We start from the raw sequence: 21,356 nt of genomic DNA on the forward strand, positions 1-21,356 counted from the left end.
TTGAAGGACTAGATCAGGCTGGCTGCCATGGACTCAATGGTCAACAGCGGTGCAACGTTAGTGGTGGTGATGCGTTCGCGGGCTTTGTTGATGGCATCCATCCGGGCAAGTGTCGACTCCGGCGTGGAACGGCGGGCGAACTCCTCCAATTCGCCCCTGAGCTCAACGTTTACCAGCTCCACAGCATTCCCGAGCTGGATAATCAGCACATCGCGGTAGAAGGAAAGAAGATCCGTCAGGGTCCGGTCCAGCGAATCGGTGATGGAGCGCTTGGCGCGCCGCTTCTGGTCGTCCTCCAGCTGCTTGACCTGGCTGCGCATGGCGGGCGGCAGTGTCCCGGACTCGGGGGCACCCAGCGTCGCCAGCAGTGCGGCCTTCTCCGCAGCGTCCCGTTCTTCATTGGAGCTGTTGGCCTCGGCCGTGGCGATCTTGACCAGCTTGTCCGCCATCATCACCGCAGCGGTGACGCCCCTGAGGCCGAGCGGAAACCGCACAGTCTCCAGCCGGCGTTCCCTGGCAGCGGGGTCGCGGGCCAGCCGCCGGGCAATGCCCACGTGGCTCTGCGCCGCCCTGGCGGCACGCTCAGCCAGAGCCGGCTCAACGCCGTCGCGCTTTACCAACAGGGCAGCGACGTCCGCGGCAGGCGGGAGCCTCAAAGCCACGCTGCGGCAGCGCGAGCGGATGGTCACCAGGACGTCCGCCGGGGACGGGGCGCACAGCATCCATACGGTCCGGGGGGTGGGTTCCTCGATGGCTTTGAGGAGGACATTCGTGGTGCGTTCCGCCATCCGGTCCGCATCCTCCACCACGATGATGCGCCACCGCCCCGTCGACGGCCTGTTTCCGGCGGTGGCCACCAGCTCCCGGGCTTCGTCGATGGTGATGGTGACCTTCTCCGTCCGGACAAACGTGACGTCCGAGTGGGTCTCGCCCAGGATGGTCAGGCAGGCGGAGCAGCGGCCGCACCCGCGCTGGCTGACATCTTCCTGGTCGCAGTTAAGTGCCGCGGCAAAAGCCTTCGCCGCGTTCGAGCGCCCGGAGCCCGGCGGACCGGTAAAAAGCCACGCGTGGGTCAGCCCGTCACCGCTGGATGCCTGCCGCAGTTGTTCGACGACGGCGGGTTGCCCTTGCAGGTCGTCCCACACGGTCACGGGTGGCCACCGACTGACGGAGCGCGGGCGGGGACGTCCCCGGGGACGCCGTGGTGCGCGGCCAGGAGACTTTCCACCCGCTCGAGTATCTGTTCCGCCAGTTCCCCGACCGAGTGATGGGCCGGCAGCACCAGGTAGGACCCCGGACGGCTGCGTGCCAATTCCAGGAATGCATCGCGGATCCGGGTATGGAAGTCATCAGCTTCGGATTCCAGCCGGTCCTCGGCAGCTTCGCCGGCGGTTCGGCGGCGGCGGCCCACGGCCGGCTCGACATCCAGCAGGACGGTGAGGTGGGGCTGCAGGCCGGACGTGGCCCACTCGTTAAGGGACCGCACAGCGTCTTCGCCCAGTCCGCGTCCCGCCCCTTGGTAGGCGACGGACGAATCGATGTACCGGTCCGTCAGGACGATCTCGCCGCGTTCCAGGGCGGGGCGGATGACCTGGGTGGCGTGCGCGGCCCGGGAAGCGGCGAAGATGAGCGCTTCCGTATGGGCATCAATGTGGCCGTGGCCGTGGTCCAGCACCAGGGAACGCAGCTTTTCACCAATGGGAGTTCCGCCTGGCTCACGGGTGCGCAGGACGGTGTGGCCCTGGGATTGAAGGGCTTCCGCAAGCCGGGCAGCCTGCGTTGATTTGCCGGCGCCGTCGCCGCCCTCAAACGCGATGAAAAGCCCGGCCCTTTGTTTGCTCACCCATCAAGCCTACCGATCCCCGCTGACAAATCCGATTGGGCCTGTGGACAAAGGCCGGGCCAACGGGGGTAACAGCTTTCCGGCGGACTGCCGGCTGACAGTACGCTTTCACCATGAGTCTCTCCGAACAGCAGGCCGCGGTACTGTCAGCCGAAACCGTGGTGGTTGCGGCCGGGCGTCCCCCGAGGGAACGGGACCAGCCGGTCAACCAGCCGATCGTCCTTTCCTCCACATATTTTGGTTCCGGCCCGCTCGGGGATGGCGACCGTGGGTACGGCCGGTATTCGAATCCAACCTGGGACCCCTTCGAAGAGGCCCTCGGCCAGCTTGAAGGTTCCGGTCTGCCGGGTCTGCTCTACTCGTCGGGGCTCGCGGCGGTCAGCTCGGCCCTTTCCCTGATTCCCGCCGGGGGAGTGCTGGTGATGCCCGCCCACAGTTATTCGGGGTCCCTGGTCATGGCCACGGAACTGGCCCAAAAGGGCTTCATTGAACTGCGCACCGTTGACATCGCCGACACTGCCGCCGTCAGGGAGGCCCTTGCGCCAGGGGGACCGGCGGCCCGCCCGGCCGCCATGTTGTGGCTTGAAAGCCCCACCAACCCCATGCTTGGCATTGCCGATATCCCCGCACTGACTGGCGCCGCGCACGCTGCCGGCGCCATCGTCGTCACCGACAACACTTTCTCCACGCCCCTTGTCCAGCAGCCCCTGCTGCTGGGATCCGACGTCGTCCTGCACTCGGTGACAAAGTACTTGGCGGGTCATTCCGACGTCGTCCTTGGCGCCCTGGTGACAGCCAACCCGGACATCCGCTCCGCGCTGCTCCACCACCGGACCATCCATGGGGGAATCGCGGGGCCGTTCGAAGCGTGGCTGGCGCTGCGCGGGCTGCGGACTCTGGCGCTGCGGGTGGAGAGGTCCCAGTCGTCTGCCCTGGTTTTGGCGGAGCGGCTGAGCAAGCATCCGGCGTTTGAGTCCGTCCGTTTCCCGGGCCTGCCCGAGGACCCCGGCCACGGGCGGGCCAAGGTGCAGATGAAGGGGTTCGGCTCCATCATCTGCGTGCAGGTGGCCCCTGCGGGAGGGCTGAGCGGCGCCGACACCGCTGACAAACTCGTCCGCGCGCTGCAGCTGTGGCTGCCTGCGACGTCGCTGGGCGGTGTTGAGTCCCTCATTGAACGCCGACGGCGGCACACCGCCGAGCCGGTGAGCGTCCCCGAGAATTTGGTGCGGCTGAGTGTGGGAATCGAGAACGTGGAAGACCTCTGGGCCGATTTGAAGCGGGCGCTTGACTCGCTGGGCAGCTAGGCTGGGCTTGTGGACGGTGAACTGATTATTCGGCCTGTAGAGCAGGCAGTGTTCTTTATCCTGGCCCTGGTGGCACTGGGGCTTGAATTGTGGGCTGTGGTCGACTGCGCCCGGCACCGTGCCAACGCGTTCGAGGCCACGGGCAAAAGGACCAAGACTTTCTGGCTTGCCCTGACCGGCGGTGCGGCCCTGATCGGTGTCATCTCCTTCTTCAGCAGCGGAGGCGGCTTTTTTGGCACGCTGGGCCTGTTCGGCCTCGCAGCCGTCGTCGCCGCGTCCGTTTACCTTGCGGACGTGCGGCCGGCCGTGAAGGATGCAGGCCGGGGCGGCAGCCGCAACACCGGCCCGTACGGCCCGTGGTGAACCAGCAGCCGGCCTGACCGCACCTTTCACACCAAAAATCCCGCAGGTTACCTAGGGCGGAGCCTGCCCGCGGGAACGCTTCAGCGGGCCCCTACGCCAGGGGTGCGACGGCGTCCCAACCCACCGTGAGTTCGCCGAGCCGCCACCGTGCGGGCCCGTCCTGCACCGGCCAGCCGGCATCGCGCAAGGTCCGGCACATTCCCTGCCACCGTTGCCTGTTTCCGAAGGATGCCAGGGGCGCGCATTCCAGCCATGCCCGGTCCATGGCCTGCATCAGGGCGTGGACCGGTTCGCCGGGAACGTTGCGGTGGATCAGGGCTTTGGGCAGTCTTTCGGCTACGTCCGAGGGCAGGTCGAAGCTGCCGAACCGGACTGAGATGCTGAGGGACAGCGGCCCATCGGCGTCCAGCGCCACCCAGGTGACGCGCCGCCCGATCTCGTCGCAGGTGCCGTCGATGAACAGGCCGTCAGGGGCCAGCCGGTCCTGAACCAGCCGCCAGATGCCGGGAACGTCCGCTTCCTCGTATTGCCGCAATACATTGAACGCGCGCACCAGCACCGGCCGTCCCGGCACGGGCAGTTCGAAGCCGCCCACCCGGAAGCTCAGGCCAGGGCGTTGCAGGGGGAGGGCTGCGCGGACGCGTTCCGGTTCAATTTCGATTCCGAAGACCCGCACATCCGGGCGGACGGCGGAAAGCCGTTCAAAGAGCTCGACGGCGGTAGCGGGCGTGGCGCCGTAGCCCAGGTCCACCACGAGGGGATCGGCGGCATTCCGGAGCCGCCAGGCCTGGGGGCCGGCCAACCAGCGGTCAACCCGCCGCATCCGGTTGGGATTGGTGGTTCCGCGGGTTACGTTGCCCACCGGTTTGCCCGGTCTGCCGGTGCTGCTCCTGCCGGAAATCTGCGGGGCAGTCACCCGTTCAGCCTTTTGCACCACGGCCCCACCTTATCCCTGTAGCCGGAGGAGGCGCGTCACGGGGCCGGGGTTGTAACGCTGGGCAGGCTGCGGCAGCGCTCGGCTAGGATGAAAATCATGACTTACAAGCTGATTCTGCTGCGCCACGGCCACAGCGAATGGAACGCCAAGAACCTGTTCACCGGCTGGGTGGACGTAGACCTCAACGACCAAGGCCGTACGGAAGCAGCACGCGGCGGGGAACTCCTGGTTGAGAACGATGTTCTCCCGGACGTCCTCTACACCTCCTTGCTGAAGCGGGCCATCAACACCGCAAACATTGCCTTGGACAAGGCCGACCGCGGCTGGATCCCGGTGAAGCGTGACTGGCGCCTGAACGAACGCCACTATGGCGCCCTGCAGGGCAAGGACAAGGCCCAGACCCTTGCCGAGTACGGCGAGGAGCAGTTCATGGAGTGGCGCCGCTCCTACGACACCCCGCCGCCGCCCCTGGACGACGATTCCGAGTTCTCCCAGGCACACGATCCCCGCTATGCGGACCTGGGTGACGCCCTCCCGCGCACCGAATGCCTGAAGGACGTCCTGGTCCGCCTGCTGCCGTACTGGGAGTCGGACATCAAGGAGGACCTGAAGGCCGGCAAGACCGTCCTGGTCACGGCCCACGGCAACTCCCTGCGCGCCCTGGTCAAGCACCTGGACGGCATCAGCGACGAAGCCATCGCCAGCCTGAACATCCCCACCGGCATCCCGCTGGTGTACGACCTGGACGAGAACTTCCAGCCGATCAAGTCCGGCGGCACCTACCTTGACCCGGAAGCCGCGGAACAGGCGATCCTGGCCGTAGCCAACCAGGGCAAGAAGTAAGACTTCGCGGTTCTTCGCCGGGTGCTCGGTCGTTCCTCCCTTAGACGCACTCCGGCCGAAGAACGCGCTGCGTCAAAAGTGAAACGACGACGGCGGGCTGGTCACCTGAGGTGACCAGCCCGCCGTCGTTTCTTCCCTCAAGAGTTTTTGTCCAGATATGCAGGCCTCCGGACCTCGGAAGTCGGCGTATCTGGACAAAAACTCCCAGGGGGTTTAGCTGTGTTCTGTGCCGGTGGGCTGCCAGGCGCCGGTCACCAGGTAGGTGACCTTCTGGGCCACTGAAACCCCGTGGTCCGCAAAGCGTTCGAAGTAGCGGCTGGCGAGGGCAACGTCCACGGTGGTGGCGGGTGATTCCTTCCACTCAGGTGCTGCGATGGCCTTGAAGACGCTGAGGTGGAGGTCATTGATGGCGGTATTGGCCTTTAGGATGTCCCTTGCCACCTCAAGGTCGCGGGTTTCCAGGAGGACAGTCAGCTTGTCCGCAATCTCCTGGTCCAGTTCGGCCATGCGCTTGAAGGTGCCGGTCATGGACGCGGGAATCACGGTGGACGGGTAGCGCAGGCGTGCCAGCTGGGCAATGTGCCGGGCAAGGTCGCCCATGCGCTCCAGGGATGCGCTCATCCGCAGCGATCCCACAATCATCCGCAGGTCGCTGGCCACCGGCCCCTGCAGCGCCAGGATGTCGATGGCGCGCTCGTCGAGGCTGTTCTGCAGGAAGTCGATGCGGGCGTCCGCGGCGATGACGTCCTGCGCCAGGTCGACGTCCGCCACTTCGAAGGACGTGGTGGCCTTGTCCATCGCTTCGCTTACCAGCCGGGAGATTTCCACGAGCTGGTCACCGACCTGGGTCAGCTCTTCCTGAAAAACCTTACGCACGTGGGCGTCCTTTCCTTGTAACTCCCGCCGGCCCCGGTCCGGGCAGCGGGAATCGCGTCGCCAATCGGCACTCCAACCAGCTAGTCTGCCAGCGCCGGGTAAACGGCGAGGCCCTTGAAGGTGAACGTTAGTTGAACCGTCGCAGGAGGAGGCCTGGACGCGCCGATCAGCGTCTTCCAGAGCATAAGGTGGAGCTGTGGATCCTATGTTCATCGGCCTGGTGGCCGGCCTCGTCGGCCTGGCGCTCGGCACGTTCGGTGTGCTCGCCTACCGGGTCAGTGAGCGGCAGCGGCGTCTCCTGGACGTGGACGCCGAAGAACCGGCGCTGCCGCCGGGCGCCGCCGAGGTGCTCGCCGTCGTCGGCCGTGCCTTTGTGGTGGTGGACGCCGTGGACGGCGTGGTCCGTGCCAGCCCGGCAGCCTACGCGTACGGCCTGGTCCGCGGCCATACTGTTGTTCACAGGGAGCTGCTGGACATGACGGCCGGCGTCCGGCGGGACGGTGTCATCCTGGAGAAACAACTGGAGCTTCCCCGCGGCCCGCTCGGCCAGGGAACCATCATCGTCCAGGTCCGGGCCGCGATGCTCGGGGAGGAATACATCCTGCTGCTTGCGGATGACCGCACCGAAATTACGCGGACGGAAGAGATCCGGAACGACTTCGTAGCCAACGTTTCCCACGAGCTGAAGACGCCCGTTGGTGCCATCTCCCTGCTCGCCGAGGCCCTTGAGTCCTCGGCGGATGACGAACTGGCCGTCCGGCGCTTTGCCAAACGCATGCACAAGGAGTCAGGCCGGCTGGCCGCACTGGTGCAGGACATCATCGAGCTGTCCAGGCTGCAGGGGGCCAGTGTGGCTCAGCAGGGCAGGCCGGTCGACGTCAATGCCGTCATAGCCGAGGCTGTGGACCGGTCCCAGCTTCCGGCGGAGAGCAAGAACATCCGGATCGTCGTGGGAGGACGGACGGAGGCGAAGGTCTTCGGCGACCAGGACCTGCTGGTGACCGCGCTCCGGAACCTGATCGACAACGCCATCCGCTACTCCCCGGAAAACACCCGGGTGGGGATCGGTGTGCGCAGCAGGGAGGGCCTGGTCTCCATCTCTGTAACGGACCAGGGCGAGGGACTCAGCCCCGAGGACCAGGAACGCGTCTTTGAACGCTTCTACCGGGTGGATTCGGCACGCTCGCGCCATACAGGCGGCACCGGCCTGGGCTTGAGCATCGTCAAGCACGTGGCCTCCAACCACGGCGGCGAGGTAACCCTGTGGTCGCAGCCCGGGCAGGGATCCACCTTTACCCTCCGGCTTCCCGAAATGGAAGGCCAGGACGGCGGGGAACAACAGGATGCCGCCGCAGCCGCCCCGGGACCGGCCCGGCACAGCCTGGAAGAGCCACCTGTCACCCAAGGACCCGGCGCCGCCGGTGCAACAGAACGAGGAGCAAAAGCTTGAGCAGGATTTTGATTGTCGAGGATGAGGAGTCGTTCAGCGATCCCCTCTCCTACTTGCTGGGCAAGGAAGGGTTCGAGGTGGAGGTCGTGGACAACGGCCTGGACGCCATCACAGAATTCGACCGGAACGGCGCGGACCTGGTGCTGCTGGACCTGCAGCTTCCCGGGCTCTCCGGCACGGAAGTGTGCCGCCAGCTCCGCCAGCGGTCCAGTGTCCCCGTGATCATGCTGACGGCCAAGGACGCCGAAATCGACAAGGTGGTGGGCCTGGAGCTTGGCGCCGACGACTACGTCACCAAGCCCTATTCGTCCCGCGAGCTCGTGGCGAGGGTCAGGGCAGTACTGCGGCGCCAGGGCGAACCGGAGGAGCTTGTCTCTTCCACCGTGCAGGCAGGCCCGGTCCGGATGGACATTGAACGCCATGTTGTCAGCGTGGGCGGGGAACAGGTGCTGCTGCCGCTGAAGGAGTTTGAGCTCCTGGAAATGCTGCTGCGCAACTCCGGCCGCGTGCTCACCCGGGGCCAGCTGATCGACCGTGTGTGGGGTTCGGACTACGTGGGGGACACCAAGACCCTGGACGTCCACGTCAAAAGGCTGCGCGGCAAGATCGAGCCGGACCCTTCAGCGCCGCGATTCCTGGTGACCGTGCGTGGCTTGGGGTACAAGTTCGAGCCGTAAGCACGCAGTTCCCGGCAGCTGCCGGCTCAGCAAAAGCTGGCGACGAACGGCAAACAAAAGGAGGGGCCGCCAGGCCCCTCCTCTTGTTTGCTTCAATGCTTGGCGGTCATCCCTGCTGCCTAGTGGCCGTCGCCTCCGGCGGCTTCTTCGGATTCCGACGGCGAAGGGCTGGCGGAGGTGGGCGCAGGAGTGCTTCCGGCTGGCAGGTACTCCTGGTACTCGGGCAGCGTGGTATCCAGTACGGGAACCTTCACCGTGTTGCTGACGTTCGTGCCGTCTTCGCTGATTTCGACGTCGACGAGCGAGCCCGGGATCCCTCCCGTTGTGCTGAGGATGGCTTCATCGGAGCTCTCGTTAAGCAGGGTGTAGTCGTTGGCCTTGACCGGAATTTCGGTCTGCGACCCTTCCGCACCGTTGACCGTGAGGGTCACGTCCTGTGAGGAGGAGTTGTAGACGGCGCCGATCAGGCGGCCCGGCTGGTCCTCGCCTGCGGAGACGATAAGGATGTTGCGGAGCTCCAGCGGACCGAGGTCGGCGATGATGCCGTCAGACGCCTGGTACCGGGCGGTCGTCTGCTGGGAATTGGTGTACCCGCAGCCCGAGGTCAGCAGGCCTACGCCAAGGGCGGCTGCCGTCAGTGCCAGTTTGCCGTGCTGGGCCCGGGTCATCGCAGTGAAACGCACGTCGCGTACTCCTCAAGAGTCTTGAAACATTAATCACGCATAGCCTATCCGTAAAGCGCGCCAAACGAGGATTCGGCGTTGTCACAACACCCTTCCGTCAGCCCGGCGCATGCACTATTATCTGCGTTCGTCAAGGGGGTGAGGGGGTCTGATTAGGCCGATTTTCCGCGTATTTCTGCGGTTCCCGGTCCCCTTCCCGGCCGGTCATATGCCCGAATCGTGATAAACTGGTCAGCGGGAAAGGGGAAATGTCCACATGGTATTTGAGGTCGGCGAGACAGTAGTTTACCCTCACCACGGTGCTGCGAAGATTGAAGAAATCAAGATGCGCACCATCAAGGGCGAAGAGAAAATGTATCTCAAGCTCAAGGTGGCCCAGGGTGATCTGACCATTGAAGTTCCAGCAGAGAACGTTGACCTTGTTGGGGTTCGGGACGTAGTGGGCAAGGAAGGCCTGGAGCACGTATTTGATGTGCTTCGTGCTGAGTTCACGGAAGAACCCACCAACTGGTCACGTAGGTACAAGGCAAATCTGGAGAAGCTTGCTTCCGGTGACGTCATCAAGGTTGCCGAGGTCGTCCGCGACCTGTGGCGCCGCGATCACGACCGGGGCCTTTCCGCAGGCGAAAAGCGAATGCTGGCCAAGGCCCGGCAGATTCTGATTTCAGAACTGGCGCTGGCTGAGAAGACCGACGAGGAGAAGGCTGCAAGCGTTCTCGACGAGGTCCTGGCTTCCTAAGAATTGAACCCCGGTGTCACCCAGGTGGCGCCGGGGCTTCTTTTTGCCCAAAATCGTGCCCCTGAAGATTCACCCGCCGGTGTTCAGCGCCCGCGGCCCGCAGGGACGTAGGCTAGTCCGCATGAGCGAAACACCCACCCGCCCGGTCACCGCAGTGATCCTGGTGGCAGCAGGTTCAGGGCAGAGGCTGGGCTACGGCATCCCCAAGGCAGCGGTCCCGCTGGGCGGTGAACCAATCCTGATGCATGCCCTTCGCGGCATTGTCGCGTCCGGAACCGGCAGCCAGGTGTGCGTCGCCCTGCCGCCCGGAGAGGACACGCTCCGCCGGCTGTGCGAGGATTTCCGGCAGGAACTGGCGGACGGCGGGCCGCTCCTTTCCATTGTGGATGGCGGCGCCACCCGGGCAGATTCCGTCCGCGCCGGCATGGCCGCTTTGATGGAAGGCATTGAAGCGGTGCTGGTGCACGACGCCGCCCGCGCCCTCACCCCCGAGTCCGTCTTCCACCGTGTCACCGACGCCCTTGCTGCCGGCGCCGCAGCCGTCATTCCCGCCGTCGCGGTCGTGGACACCGTCAAGACCGTCGCTGCCACCTCGGGCAAGGACGCCAGCCTGGCGCCGGAGGTTGTGACCGGAACAGCGCCCCGCGAGGAACTCCGCGCAGTGCAGACGCCCCAGGGTTTCCACCTTGAGACGTTGCTGAAAGCACACGAGGCTGCGCGCAGCCTCGACCAGAAAAGCTCAGCAGCCGTCACGGATGACGCCATGCTCGTGGAAATGCTCGGGATCCCGGTCCACGTGGTGAGGGGGTCCACCCAGTCCCTGAAAATCACCACTCCGCTGGACCTGATCTTCGCCGAAGGGCTTCTGGAGGGCCCGCTGGGTGCGCGCTGGGTGGAAGGCTAGCAATGGAACGTGCCGAAATGATCATCCCCCGCACCGGCATTGGCCTGGATGTGCACGCCTACGCCACCGAGGACCAGCCCCGTCCGCTATGGCTTGGCGGTCTGCTCTGGCCGGGCGAGCGCGGTCTCGCAGGGCACTCGGACGGGGACCCCGTAGCGCATGCGGCCGCGGATGCGCTGTTCTCCGCCGCAGGGCTGGGTGACCTCGGCACGCACTTCGGGACGGACCGGCCGGAGTTCGCCGGCGCCGCGGGAACCACGCTGCTGGCCGAGGCTGCTCGGATTGTCCGCGCAGCCGGGTTTGAGATCGGCAATATAGCGGTCCAGTTCGTTGCCAACCGGCCCAAGTTCGGTCCGCGCCGGGAGGAATCGCAGCAAGTCCTGAGCGATGCAGCCGACGCGCCGGTGAGTGTCACGGCAACCACCAGCGACCACCTTGGATTCACCGGCCGGGGCGAAGGCATCTCGGCGGTGGCTACCGCTTTGGTGTATCCAAGGCCGCCCCTTCCCATCAGCTAATCTGGAGCGGTGACCCTGCGCTTCTATGACACTGCCTCCGCCGAAGTCCGGAACTTCGTGCCCCTCGTCGAGGGCAAGGCCAGCCTCTACTACTGCGGGGCCACCGTGCAGGGCATGCCCCATGTGGGCCATATCCGCTCGGCCATTGCCTTCGACCAGCTCACCCGCTGGCTGGCCTACCGCGGCTTCCGGGTCACGGTGGTCCGGAATGTCACGGACATCGACGACAAGATCCTGGCCAAGTCCGAGGCCTCCTTCGCCCAAGGTTTCCAGCCGGAACCGGGGGAGGTGCGGGAAGAGGAATGGTGGGCCCTGGCCTACCGCTATGAGCAGGAGTTCCTCAAGGCCTACGACACCCTCGGTGTCTCCCGGCCCACATACGAGCCACGCGCCACCGGACACATCCCCGAGATGCACGCCCTCATCCAGCAGCTGATCGACCGCGGCCACGCCTACCCTGCCCCGGACGGCTCGGGAGACGTCTACTTCGATGTCCGTTCCTGGAGCAAGTACGGCGCACTGACCCGCCAGAACATCGACGATATGCAGGCGGCGCCGGACGTTGAGGCCCAATTCAGCAACAGGAAAAAGGACCCGCGCGACTTCGCTTTGTGGAAGGGGTCCAAGGCGGGAGAACCGACGACGGCGAGCTGGGCTTCCCCGTGGGGCGCCGGCCGGCCGGGCTGGCATCTGGAATGCTCTGCAATGGTGACCAAATACCTCGGCACCGAGTTCGATATCCACGGCGGTGGCCTTGACCTGCGCTTCCCGCACCATGAAAACGAGATGGCCCAGTCCCAGGCCGCCGGCCACCCGTTCGCCAGCTTCTGGATGCACAACGGCATGGTGACCTACGAGGGCGAAAAGATGTCGAAGTCCATTGGCAACACCATCAGCCCCGCTGAAATGCTGGAAGTGGCCTCCCCCCGCGTAGTCCGCTACTACCTGGGCCAGGCACACTACCGCTCCGTCCTGGACTACCGTCCCACCTCCCTGCAGGAGGCAGCGGCCGCCGTCGAACGCATTGACGGGTTCATCAGCCGTGCGGTGCGGGCGCTGTCCGGCGGCGGCGACTACAGCTTCGCCACCTACGGGACCGTGCCGGAAGAATTCGAACGCGCCATGGACGAGGACCTCAACGTGCCGCAGGCCTTGGCCGTGCTCCATGAAATGGTCCGGTCCGGCAATACTGCGTTGACCGACGGGAAGCTGGAGGAAGCGCGGCAGGCCCTGCACCACGTCCACGACATGCTTCGCGTCCTCGGCCTGAACGACGTTGCTTCCGGCGCCGTCGCGGACATGCGGGAATCAGCTGCGTTGTCAGTCCTCGTAGAAGCCCAACTCGCAGCCCGCGCCGCAGCCCGTGCCGACAAGAACTGGACCGCCTCGGATGCCATCCGGGACACCCTGGCCGCCGCCGGCGTGGTTGTAGAGGACGGACCCGAGGGTCCCACCTGGAGCCTGAAGCGGGACTGACCGGGCAGTCCGCAAGCAACCGCTGAGCACAGAGCAGGCGATTTTTCCTGGTTCAGTAGACTGGTAGGCAGACTCAGTCAACACAATCAAGGGTGGAACACAATGGCCAACAATGGTCGCCGATCGGTTAAAGCGAAGAAGGGCCCAACCATCGGGACCGGTGGCCACGGCCGCAAGGCCCTGGAAGGCAAGGGCCCCACGCCCAAAGCGGAGGACCGCCCCTACCACAAGGCCCACAAGGCCAAGCAGCTCTCGGAGCGCTCCGCAGCGAAGCGCAACCCGGGTGCCCGCAGCGCGGGAGCGGCCAAGTCCGGACCCAAGGGCCGCGCCACCGAGGAAGTCGTCACCGGCCGCAACTCGGTAGTGGAGGCACTGCGTGCCGGCATCCCGGCCAAGGCGCTGCACGTCGCCATCCGCATCGAGATGGACGATCGCGTCAAGGAATCGCTGAAGCTCGCCGCTGAACGCGGCATCCCGCTGATGGAAACCGGAAAGCCCGAACTTGACCGGATGACCGATGACGCGGTGCACCAGGGCCTGGTGCTGCAGATTCCGCCGTACGACTACCAGGATGCCTACGAACTGGCTGAAGACACAGTCGATAAGTGGAAGAAGGGGCACATCAGCAACGCGCCGCTTTTCGTGGCGCTGGACGGCATTACCGATCCCCGCAACCTCGGCGCCATCATCCGCTCGGTTTCCGCCTTTAGCGGCCATGGCGTCATCGTCCCCGAACGCCGCTCCGTGGGTGTGACCGCCTCGGCCTGGAAGACCAGTGCCGGCGCCGCTGTCCGCGTGCCCGTGGCCCGGGCATCGAACCTCAACAACGCCTTGAAGCAGTTCAAGAACATGGGGATTTTCGTCCTGGGCCTGGACGGCGACGGCGACGTTTCCCTGCCTGACCTGACGCTTGCCACCGAACCCGTGTGCATCGTGGTGGGCTCGGAGGGGAAGGGCCTCAGCAGGCTGGTCCGCGAGAACTGCGACCAGATCGTGTCCATCCCCATTGATTCCGCCATGGAATCGCTGAATGCCTCCATGGCCGTGGGCATCTCGCTCTACGAGGTCTCCCGGCAGCGGGCCACCAAATAGGAGCCGGCGGGTACTGCGCACTGCAGTGCCCGCTTCGCTTAGCAGTACCCGGCGCAACCACGGCGTCCGGGCAGGTCACGTGCCGCTGGCGGCTAATATTTAGGTGATGGTCATGCCGCTCTTCGACACTGCTTCCACCATGGACGCCTCCACGGCCGCTCCACTCGGTGTGAGTGTTCCGCGCGCTGATTCGGGGGGCTCACGCCACCGGGCAGGCGGGCGTGCCAACGTGGCCTGCTATGCACCGGGCATCTCCAGCCTGGAAATCGCGTATATCGCCCCTGGCGGGGAGTGGAAGCTGCAATCGCTGCCCAACGTCACGCATGGGGTCCACCACGGGATCGTTGAGGACCTGCCATACGGAGCCCGCTATGGTTTCCGTCCAGCGTCCAGCGAGCAGTCGCTGCCTTTTGCCGTGCCCACCGCGGACGTTGATGACGACGGCGGCCAGCCGCTTCTGCTTGATCCTTACGGCAGGGCCGTGGACCAGCGCGATGGCTTCCTGACCAGCGTGCGCATGGCGGGGGACTTCGACTGGGGAACAGACGAACGCCTCAGGCTGCCGTGGCGCAACACGATCATCTATGAGGCACATGTCCGCGGACAAAGCATGCTCCACCCGGATGTTCCGGAGGAACTGCGCGGCACGTACGCCGGCATGGCCCACCCTGCCATCATCGAGCACCTAACCAGCCTGGGAATCACGTCGGTCCAGCTTCTGCCGGTGCACTTCCACCTGGATGAACCCCACCTGCAGGACCTGGGACTGACCAACTACTGGGGCTACAACACGGCGGCTTTCTTCTCCCTGCACCCCGGCTACGCCACCCGGGCAGCCCAGGAAGCCGGCCCGCAGGCCGTCCAGGACGAGTTCAAGGGAATGGTCAAACTCCTCCACGCCGCAGGGCTGGAAGTCATCCTCGACGTCGTCTACAACCACACAGCCGAGGGCGGTCCTGACGGCCAGACCATCAGCTTCCGCGGGCTGGGTGAGCAGGCGTACTACCGGACGGACGGACACGGAAAGTACGTGGACACCACGGGCTGCGGAAACAGCCTGAACTTCGGTGAGCCACGCGTTGTCCAGATGGTCCTGGACTCCCTTCGGTACTGGGTGGATGAGTTCCACATCGACGGCTTCCGCTTCGACCTCGCCGTGACGCTGTGCCGGAACGCTTCCAACGACTTCGACCCCCGGCACCCCTTCCTCGTCGCCATCGCCGCGGATCCCGTCCTGTCGGACGTCAAGCTGATTGCCGAGCCGTGGGATGTGGGCTATGGCGGCTGGCAGACCGGGCGGTTCCCGGGCGGCTGGGTTGACTGGAACGACCACTTCCGGGATGCGCTCCGGTCCTTCTGGCTCGCTGACCGGGCTGCCCTGGAAGCGGGGGGCCACGGCGGGTCCCTGGCCAAGCTCGCGGACGGCCTGTCCGGCTCCGCGGCCCTCTTCCAGGCCTCGGGCCGCTCCCGCCTGGCGTCGGTCAACTTCATCACCTCCCACGACGGCTTCACGCTTAATGACCTCGTCTCGTTCGACCGCAAGCACAATGAGGACAACGGCGAGGAGAACAGGGACGGGCACGGCGACAACCGCAGCTACAACCATGGCGTCGAAGGCCCCACCGAGGACGGCGCCATCCTGGCTAAAAGGGCCCAGTCCCGCCGCAATCTGATGGCGTCGCTGCTCATCTCCCTGGGCGTGCCCATGATCACTGCCGGCGATGAACTGGCGCGCACCCAGCAGGGAAACAACAACGCCTACTGCCAGGACAACCCCATCGCCTGGCTGGACTGGACACGCACTCCGGAATCCCACGAAATGCTCCGCAGCACCAAACGCTACATCCGGCTGCGCAAGGAGTTCCTCGCCGCGCAGCCCCACGACTTCCCGGTCCGGGACGAGCAGTCATACCTCCACTGGTTCGACCAGGACGGCCATCCCATGTCCATGGAACGCTGGAACGATCCCCACCACCGGGTGGTGCAGCTCCTGCTCGGATCCGACAATGGCGCCCTCGCCGGCCTGATGGTGGTGAACGGCAGCAACTCCGACGTCCGGATCACGCTGCCCCTGGTCACCGCAAAAGGCACCCACCCGCAGATGTTCGAACTCCGCCTGACCACCTCGCCGCTGCACGACCTGCGCCAGGGCGGCCGCGTCGCCTCGGGCGAAAAGGACCTCGTCGAGGCCCATTCCATCAGCATCTACCGCACCTAGCGTCATAGACCCAGCTGTATCGACCTAACTCCCGGGACAACAAGAATGCGCAACCGCTCCATCCTGCCCTTGCTGCTAACCGGCCTGGTGGTACTGGCCCTGTTTGCTTTCGGCGGCAACGGGTTCCTGGGCCAGCTGACCGAAAGTACGACGCCGGAGGCCGCCTCCACCGCGGAGCCTGCGCCGGGTGCCGCTTCCGGAACGCCGGCGGCACCTGCTCCGCCCCCGTCGGCGCCGGCTCCGCCCGCGCCGGCACCGGAGAACTCTTCCGGGCTGCCGGAGGTCCGTGAGTCTGCGCTTCCTGCCGAGGGCCGCAGGGTACTCAACCTGATCCGCGCCGGCGGACCGTACCGCTACAGCCAGGATGACCAGACGTTCGGCAACTTCGAACGCATCCTGCCGCGGCGGGACAGGGGCTATTACCGGGAGTACACCGTGCCAACCCCTGGCGAACAGGACAGGGGCGCCCGCCGCATCGTAGCCGGCGCCGGCGGCGACAAGTACTACACCGACGACCATTACGAGTCCTTTAAGTTCATCGCGGAAGGCAGCTGAGCAAACATGAAGATCTACTCCGGTGACACCTGGACCCTGGAGGAACTGCAGGAGCAGGTGGCCGACGCCGGCCGCCGCAGCCTGGTGGTCCCGGCTGCGGACAGCAGGAAAGCCGTCCTGGAGGCGTTCGGCGAGGTCCTGGACTTTCCCGAGCACTACGGCGTGAACCTTGATGCGCTGAACGATTCACTGCACGACTTTGCGGACAGCATCACGGACAACGGCAATCCTCCCGTCACCGTCCTGTGGCTGGTGGCCGCTCCTTTCCGCAGCGACAGGTCCTTCGGCATCCTGTGCGAAATCCTCCAGGATGCTGAACGCTACGCCGGGAAAGACCTCGCAGTCACCGCCGTCCTGCTCTAGCCAGCCGGACGGACCCTACCCGCCGCCCTCCTCATGCGAGACGTAGGTGCCAAGCAGCTCCGCTGCCCGGCCGCCGTCGTCCTCTGCCGCCAGGCCTTTACGCATGTTCTCCGCCTTCTCCCTGCCCGCGGGGAACGGCGGCAGGAGGGGGACCTCGGGGTCCGTGAGTACTTCGATCACCACGGGGCGGTCTGCCGCGAAGGCACGTTCCCAGGCGTCCCCGATCAGCTCCGGATCCTCTACCCGGATGCCTGTAAGGCCCAACAGATCGGCGTAGCCGGCGAACGGGAAGTCAGGAAGCTCCTGGCTTGCGGCGAACCGTGGTTCGGCCTCGGACTCCCGCTGTTCCCACGTCACCTCCGTGAGTTCCCGGTTGTTGAATACGCAGACCACAAACGTGGGATCCGCCCACTGCCGCCACCGGTGGGCCACTGTCACCAGCTCGGCGATGCCCGCCATCTGCATGGCACCGTCGCCGGCCAGCGCAACCACCGGCCGGTCCGGGTGGGCGAGTTTTGCCGCTATGCCGTAGGGGAGCGAACATCCCATGCTGGCCAGCGTCCCCGACAGGTGGGCAGGAACGCCAGGCGGAAGCACCAGTTGCCGCGCATACCAGTAAACGCAGCTGCCGACGTCGACACTCACCAGGGCATCGCCGGGCAGCCGGCCGTTCAACTCCCGAACAACCCGCTCGGGGTTCACCGGGATTGCCGGCACGGCGGCCCGTTCCGCGGCCAAGGCCCGCCAGCGGGCAACTTCCTGCTCCACGTCCGTTTGCCATTGCCCCCGGGAACGTGGCCGAAGCCTTGGGATCAAGGCCTGGAGCGCCAGGACGGCGTCACCGGCCAGGCCCACCTCAACCGGATACCGGTTACCGATCTTCCGTTCATCGATGTCGACCTGGACAGCGCGCGCTGCACCTGGCGGCGGATAGAACTCGGTCCAGGGATCGTTGGAGCCCACAATCAGCAGTGCGTCGCAGTTGCCCAGCAAGTGCGCACTGGCGGTGCTGCCGAGGTGTCCCATGGTGCCCGCTGCAAAGGGCAGGGTCTCGTCCACATAAGGTTTGCCCAGCAGGCTGGTGGCTATGCCGGCGCCGAGTTTTTCAGCGGCCGCCACCACCTCCTTGGAAGCGCGCCGGGCTCCCTGGCCCACCAGCAGCGCCACTCTTTGCGAGGAATTCAGGAGGGCTGCCGCGGCCTCCAGGTCCTGCTCCCCGGGAGTCTTGGCCGAGGTGCTCCACGTCGGTGCGGTCACCACAATCCCGTGTTCCTGCTCCAGGTCCGGCGCGGGAGCGGACTGGATGTCATGCGGCACAATGACCACACAGGGCGAGGACGTGGCCCTGGCGGTGCGGAAAGCCCGGTCCAGGACCATGGGCAGCTGCTCCGGGGCGTTGACCTGCTGGACGAACTGGGCCGCCACATCCTTGAACAGGGACATGAGGTCGATTTCCTGCATGTAGGCCGAGCCCAGCACCGTGCGGCTTTGCTGCCCGACGATCGCCACCACCGGCACGCCGTCGAGCTTGGCGTCATAAAGCCCGTTCAAGAGGTGGACGGCGCCCGGTCCCTGGGTGGAGGTGACCACCCCCACCCCGCCCGTGTACTTCGCGTGGCCCACGGCCATGAAGGCGGCCGTCTCCTCGTGCCGGGCCTGCACGAACTCAATGCGTCCTTCGGCCCGGCGCAGGGCCCCCATGAAGCCGTTGATCCCGTCCCCGCTGTAGCCGAAGACCCGGCTGACCCCCCACGTGCTGAGGCGCTCCACGATGAGGTCGGACACGGTGCGGTCTGTCATGGGTTCCTCCCGGGCGGTCAGCCACTCGGTCTATGCTTCCGGCGATCCTCTACGCGTTGACGATCAGTCCCAGCTCGGCCTTGGAGGCGAGGGCGTCGTGCCGCGGCAGGACCCGGACGGTGTAGCCGAACGGTCCCGAGCGGTCGATCACCAAGGAACCGCTGAACAGATGGCGCCCGCTGCCCAGGTCCTCCTGCATCTTCAGCTCCATCACCGTGATGTCCGTCAGGCTGTCGCTTTCCTCGGCCCGGCCGTATGCCACTTCGACGGCTACGTCCCCGGGAGTGAGGTTGTGCAGCGCCACATACGCATTGACCTGGAGGATGTCGCCGATCTGGGGATCCTCGGACACCCCCACGGAGTCCACGTGCTCCACGTGCACCAGCGGCCAGGCCAAACGAACCTTCGCAGTCCAGGCCGCCAGGGTGCGTGCCTGCGAGTAGGAGTTGGCGGAGGCGCTCCGCCCCGCTTCCGCCGCCGGACGGTAAAGGATATTCACGTAGTCGCGCAGCATGCGCTCGGCAGAGACTGCCGGTCCGAGGTGCGAGAGGGTGTGCTTGATCATGGAGACCCAATGGGTGGGCACCTTCTCGGCCTCCGACGTCGAAGGTCCCGCAGCACCCGCACCCGCCGACACCGTGCTGCCGTAAAAGCGCGGGGCAACCTGCGTTTCCAGCAGCTCGTAGAGCGCGGCTGCCTCAATGTCGTCCCGTTCGTCGGGGGACGCGCCGTTGTTGGCGGTGGGAATCGCCCAGCCGTTCTCGCCGTCGTACATCTCGTCCCACCAGCCATCCAGGACGGACAGGTTCAGCGACCCGTTGAGCGCGGCCTTCATGCCGGAGGTTCCGCAGGCTTCCAGGGGGCGCAGCGGGTTGTTCAGCCAGACGTCACAGCCCGGGAACAGTGTCCGTGCCATGGCGATGTCGTAGTTGGGCAGGAAGGCGATCCGGTGCCGGACGGCAGGATCGTCCGTGAAGCGGACCAGGTCCTGGATCATCTTCTTTCCTGCGTCGTCGGCGGGGTGGGACTTTCCCGCGATGACCAGCTGGATGGGATGTTCCTTGTGCAGGAGGAGCGCCTTGAGACGTTCCGGCTCGCGCAGCATCAGGGTGAGGCGTTTGTAGGTGGGCACGCGCCGGGCAAAGCCGATGGTCAGGATGTCCGGGTCCAGGACTTTGTCCGTCCACCCCAGCTCGGCATCGGCCGCCCCGCGTTTCTTCCAGGCAGCGCGGAGGCGGAGGCGGACGTCGTCAACCAGTGCCGACCGCATGTCCCGGCGGAGCGCCCACACGTCCGCGTCACTAACGTTGTAGGCCAGGTCCCAGCGGCCGTTGGCTTCGGCTTCACTGCCGAACTGGTCCCGGGCAAGCTTGGAGATACGGCTGTCCACCCAGGTGGGCACATGCACGCCGTTCGTCACCGACGTGATGGGCACCTCGGAGTGGTCGAAGCCCGGCCACAGTGCGGAGAACATGCCGCGCGACACTTCGCCATGCAGCTTGGCTACGCCGTTGGCGCGCTGTGCCAGGCGAAGGCCCATGACAGCCATGTTGAAGACGGAGGGGTTGCCCTCGGCATAGTTCTCGCGCCCCAGCTCCAGGATGCGGTCAATGGGCACGTCCGGCGCAAGGCCGGCCTGGAAGAAGTGGTGGATTTGGGCGATCTCGAACCTGTCAATGCCTGCGGGAACGGGCGTGTGCGTGGTGAAGACAGTGGACGCGCGCCCTGCGGCAAGGGCTTCATCGAATGACAGGGCCTGATCCCCGGCCATGAGTTCCTGGATGCGTTCGATGCCCAGGAAGCCGGCGTGCCCTTCATTGGTGTGGAACACCTCCGGAGCGGCGGTGCCGGTGAGCTGCTGGAAGGCGCGGAGCGCCTTGACCCCGCCCATGCCGAGCAGCAGTTCCTGCTGCAGCCGGTGGTCTCCGCCGCCGCCGTAAAGGCGGTCGGTGATGCTGCGGGCCGCGTCATCGTTGCCGGGCACGTTGGAGTCCAGGAGCAGCAGGGGAACGCGTCCGACGTCGGCGCGCCAGATGTGTGCCAGCAGGCGCCTTCCGTTGGGCAGGGGGAGGGCGATCTGCAGGGGACGACCTATGCCATCCGCGGAAGGCTCGCGCAGCAGGGTGAGCGGCAGGCCATCCGGGTCCAGCACCGGGTAGGTCTCCTGTTGCCACGCGTCCCGGGAGAGAGACTGCTTGAAGTAGCCTGCCTGGTACAGCAGGCCCACGCCGATCAGCGGCACGCCCAGGTCCGAGGCTGCCTTAAGGTGGTCGCCGGCCAGGATCCCCAGGCCGCCGGAGTACTGCGGCAGCACCTCGGTGATGCCGAACTCCGGGGAGAAGTAGGCGATGGAGGCAGGCGCATCGGGGCCGAGGCCTTGGTACCAGCGCGGTTCCTCAAGATAGCGGTCCAGGTCCTGCTCCGCTGCCCGCACCCGTTCCACCACGGAGCGGTCCGCAGCGAGCTGCTGGAATTCCTCGCGGCTTACCATCCCCAGGAAGCCCACCGGATCCTGTCCGCTTTCTTTCCAGAGGCGGGGGTTCAACCCCTCGAAAAGTTCCCGCGTGGGGCGGTGCCAGGACCAGCGCAGGTTGCTTGCCAGGCGGGCCAGCGGGCGGATCGGTTCGGGGAGGACTGTACGGACGGTAAATCTGCGGATTGCCTTCACCTGCGTCACACTAACCGACAACATGCACGGCTGGAACCAGCTTCGGG

Annotated in this window: 20 protein-coding genes; 13 read left to right on the top strand and 7 right to left on the bottom strand. The window is 65.9% G+C overall.

Annotated features, from left to right (window positions below):
* Positions 1-8: 8 nt before the first annotated feature.
* Together ABRP28_RS19450 and tmk are read right to left on the bottom strand one after the other, a co-directional pair.
* A complete protein-coding gene (locus tag ABRP28_RS19450) occupies positions 9-1,151 on the bottom strand; it encodes a DNA polymerase III subunit delta' (protein WP_350000622.1) in 1,143 nt (380 codons plus the stop codon).
* Positions 1,148-1,843, bottom strand: coding sequence for a dTMP kinase (gene tmk / locus ABRP28_RS19455; protein ID WP_350000620.1), 696 nt, complete (start codon positions 1,841-1,843; stop codon positions 1,148-1,150). The genes ABRP28_RS19450 and tmk overlap by 4 nt, the downstream gene beginning before the upstream one ends.
* 113 nt (positions 1,844-1,956) lie before the next feature.
* On the opposite strand from tmk, the gene ABRP28_RS19460 reads away from it, so the two are divergent.
* Both ABRP28_RS19460 and ABRP28_RS19465 read left to right on the top strand, forming a co-directional pair.
* Positions 1,957-3,147 (top strand): aminotransferase class I/II-fold pyridoxal phosphate-dependent enzyme, encoded by a 1,191-nt coding sequence (locus tag ABRP28_RS19460; RefSeq protein ID WP_350000619.1) that lies wholly within the window; start codon positions 1,957-1,959, stop codon positions 3,145-3,147.
* A gap of 9 nt (positions 3,148-3,156) precedes the next feature.
* Positions 3,157-3,510 carry a DUF2516 family protein gene (locus tag ABRP28_RS19465; protein ID WP_066273813.1) on the top strand — a complete coding sequence of 118 codons (354 nt, stop codon included), beginning with the start codon at positions 3,157-3,159 and terminating at the stop codon, positions 3,508-3,510.
* 91 nt (positions 3,511-3,601) lie between these two features.
* Here ABRP28_RS19465 and ABRP28_RS19470 read toward each other — a convergent pair whose 3' ends face one another.
* Positions 3,602-4,447 (bottom strand): class I SAM-dependent methyltransferase, encoded by an 846-nt coding sequence (locus ABRP28_RS19470; RefSeq protein WP_350000616.1) that lies wholly within the window; start codon positions 4,445-4,447, stop codon positions 3,602-3,604.
* Positions 4,448-4,543: 96 nt separating this feature from the next.
* Between ABRP28_RS19470 and ABRP28_RS19475 the strand changes: the two genes are divergently transcribed.
* A complete protein-coding gene (locus ABRP28_RS19475; protein WP_350000614.1) occupies positions 4,544-5,290 on the top strand; it encodes a phosphoglyceromutase in 747 nt (248 codons plus the stop codon).
* A gap of 213 nt (positions 5,291-5,503) precedes the next feature.
* Here ABRP28_RS19475 and phoU read toward each other — a convergent pair whose 3' ends face one another.
* Complete coding sequence (gene phoU / locus ABRP28_RS19480; RefSeq protein ID WP_231457378.1) at positions 5,504-6,166, bottom strand: phosphate signaling complex protein PhoU; 663 nt, start codon at positions 6,164-6,166, stop codon at positions 5,504-5,506.
* Positions 6,167-6,371: 205 nt separating this feature from the next.
* Between phoU and ABRP28_RS19485 the strand changes: the two genes are divergently transcribed.
* Both ABRP28_RS19485 and ABRP28_RS19490 read left to right on the top strand, forming a co-directional pair.
* Positions 6,372-7,616, top strand: a complete 1,245-nt coding sequence (locus tag ABRP28_RS19485; protein WP_350001564.1) for an ATP-binding protein — start codon at positions 6,372-6,374, stop codon at positions 7,614-7,616.
* Positions 7,613-8,293 (top strand): response regulator transcription factor, encoded by a 681-nt coding sequence (locus ABRP28_RS19490; RefSeq protein ID WP_066273817.1) that lies wholly within the window; start codon positions 7,613-7,615, stop codon positions 8,291-8,293. The genes ABRP28_RS19485 and ABRP28_RS19490 overlap by 4 nt, the downstream gene beginning before the upstream one ends.
* 119 nt (positions 8,294-8,412) lie before the next feature.
* On the opposite strand, the gene ABRP28_RS19495 is transcribed toward ABRP28_RS19490, so the two are convergent.
* Positions 8,413-8,976: a hypothetical protein gene (locus tag ABRP28_RS19495; protein ID WP_374152895.1), complete on the bottom strand. Its 564-nt coding sequence runs from the start codon at positions 8,974-8,976 to the stop codon at positions 8,413-8,415.
* 256 nt (positions 8,977-9,232) lie between these two features.
* Between ABRP28_RS19495 and ABRP28_RS19500 the strand changes: the two genes are divergently transcribed.
* From ABRP28_RS19500 to ABRP28_RS19535, 8 genes are all read left to right on the top strand, one after another.
* On the top strand, positions 9,233-9,715 hold the full coding sequence (locus ABRP28_RS19500; RefSeq protein WP_011690592.1) for a CarD family transcriptional regulator: 483 nt from the start codon (positions 9,233-9,235) through the stop codon (positions 9,713-9,715).
* 121 nt (positions 9,716-9,836) lie between these two features.
* Positions 9,837-10,619: a 2-C-methyl-D-erythritol 4-phosphate cytidylyltransferase gene (gene ispD, locus ABRP28_RS19505; protein ID WP_350000610.1), complete on the top strand. Its 783-nt coding sequence runs from the start codon at positions 9,837-9,839 to the stop codon at positions 10,617-10,619.
* Between the two features lie 2 nt (positions 10,620-10,621).
* The gene (gene ispF / locus ABRP28_RS19510; RefSeq protein ID WP_374152896.1) at positions 10,622-11,137 is read left to right on the top strand and encodes a 2-C-methyl-D-erythritol 2,4-cyclodiphosphate synthase; all 516 of its coding nucleotides are present in this window, start codon (positions 10,622-10,624) and stop codon (positions 11,135-11,137) included.
* Between the two features lie 9 nt (positions 11,138-11,146).
* Positions 11,147-12,613 carry a cysteine--tRNA ligase gene (gene cysS / locus ABRP28_RS19515; RefSeq protein WP_350000608.1) on the top strand — a complete coding sequence of 489 codons (1,467 nt, stop codon included), beginning with the start codon at positions 11,147-11,149 and terminating at the stop codon, positions 12,611-12,613.
* Between the two features lie 102 nt (positions 12,614-12,715).
* A complete protein-coding gene (rlmB, locus tag ABRP28_RS19520) occupies positions 12,716-13,705 on the top strand; it encodes a 23S rRNA (guanosine(2251)-2'-O)-methyltransferase RlmB (RefSeq protein ID WP_350000606.1) in 990 nt (329 codons plus the stop codon).
* Between the two features lie 106 nt (positions 13,706-13,811).
* Entirely contained in the window at positions 13,812-15,923 is a 2,112-nt protein-coding gene (gene glgX / locus ABRP28_RS19525) for a glycogen debranching protein GlgX (protein ID WP_350000605.1), read from the top strand.
* Positions 15,924-15,968: 45 nt separating this feature from the next.
* Positions 15,969-16,478: a ribonuclease domain-containing protein gene (locus tag ABRP28_RS19530; RefSeq protein WP_350000604.1), complete on the top strand. Its 510-nt coding sequence runs from the start codon at positions 15,969-15,971 to the stop codon at positions 16,476-16,478.
* Between the two features lie 6 nt (positions 16,479-16,484).
* Positions 16,485-16,841: a barstar family protein gene (locus ABRP28_RS19535; RefSeq protein ID WP_350000602.1), complete on the top strand. Its 357-nt coding sequence runs from the start codon at positions 16,485-16,487 to the stop codon at positions 16,839-16,841.
* Positions 16,842-16,856: 15 nt separating this feature from the next.
* On the opposite strand, the gene ABRP28_RS19540 is transcribed toward ABRP28_RS19535, so the two are convergent.
* Positions 16,857-18,641: a thiamine pyrophosphate-requiring protein gene (locus ABRP28_RS19540; RefSeq protein ID WP_350000600.1), complete on the bottom strand. Its 1,785-nt coding sequence runs from the start codon at positions 18,639-18,641 to the stop codon at positions 16,857-16,859.
* 49 nt (positions 18,642-18,690) lie between these two features.
* Complete coding sequence (gene glgP, locus ABRP28_RS19545) at positions 18,691-21,309, bottom strand: alpha-glucan family phosphorylase (protein WP_350000598.1); 2,619 nt, start codon at positions 21,307-21,309, stop codon at positions 18,691-18,693.
* Between the last annotated feature and the right edge of the window lie 47 nt (positions 21,310-21,356).

The organism is Pseudarthrobacter sp. WHRI 8279, from assembly GCF_040224115.2.
Taxonomy (GTDB): Bacteria; Actinomycetota; Actinomycetes; order Actinomycetales; family Micrococcaceae; genus Arthrobacter.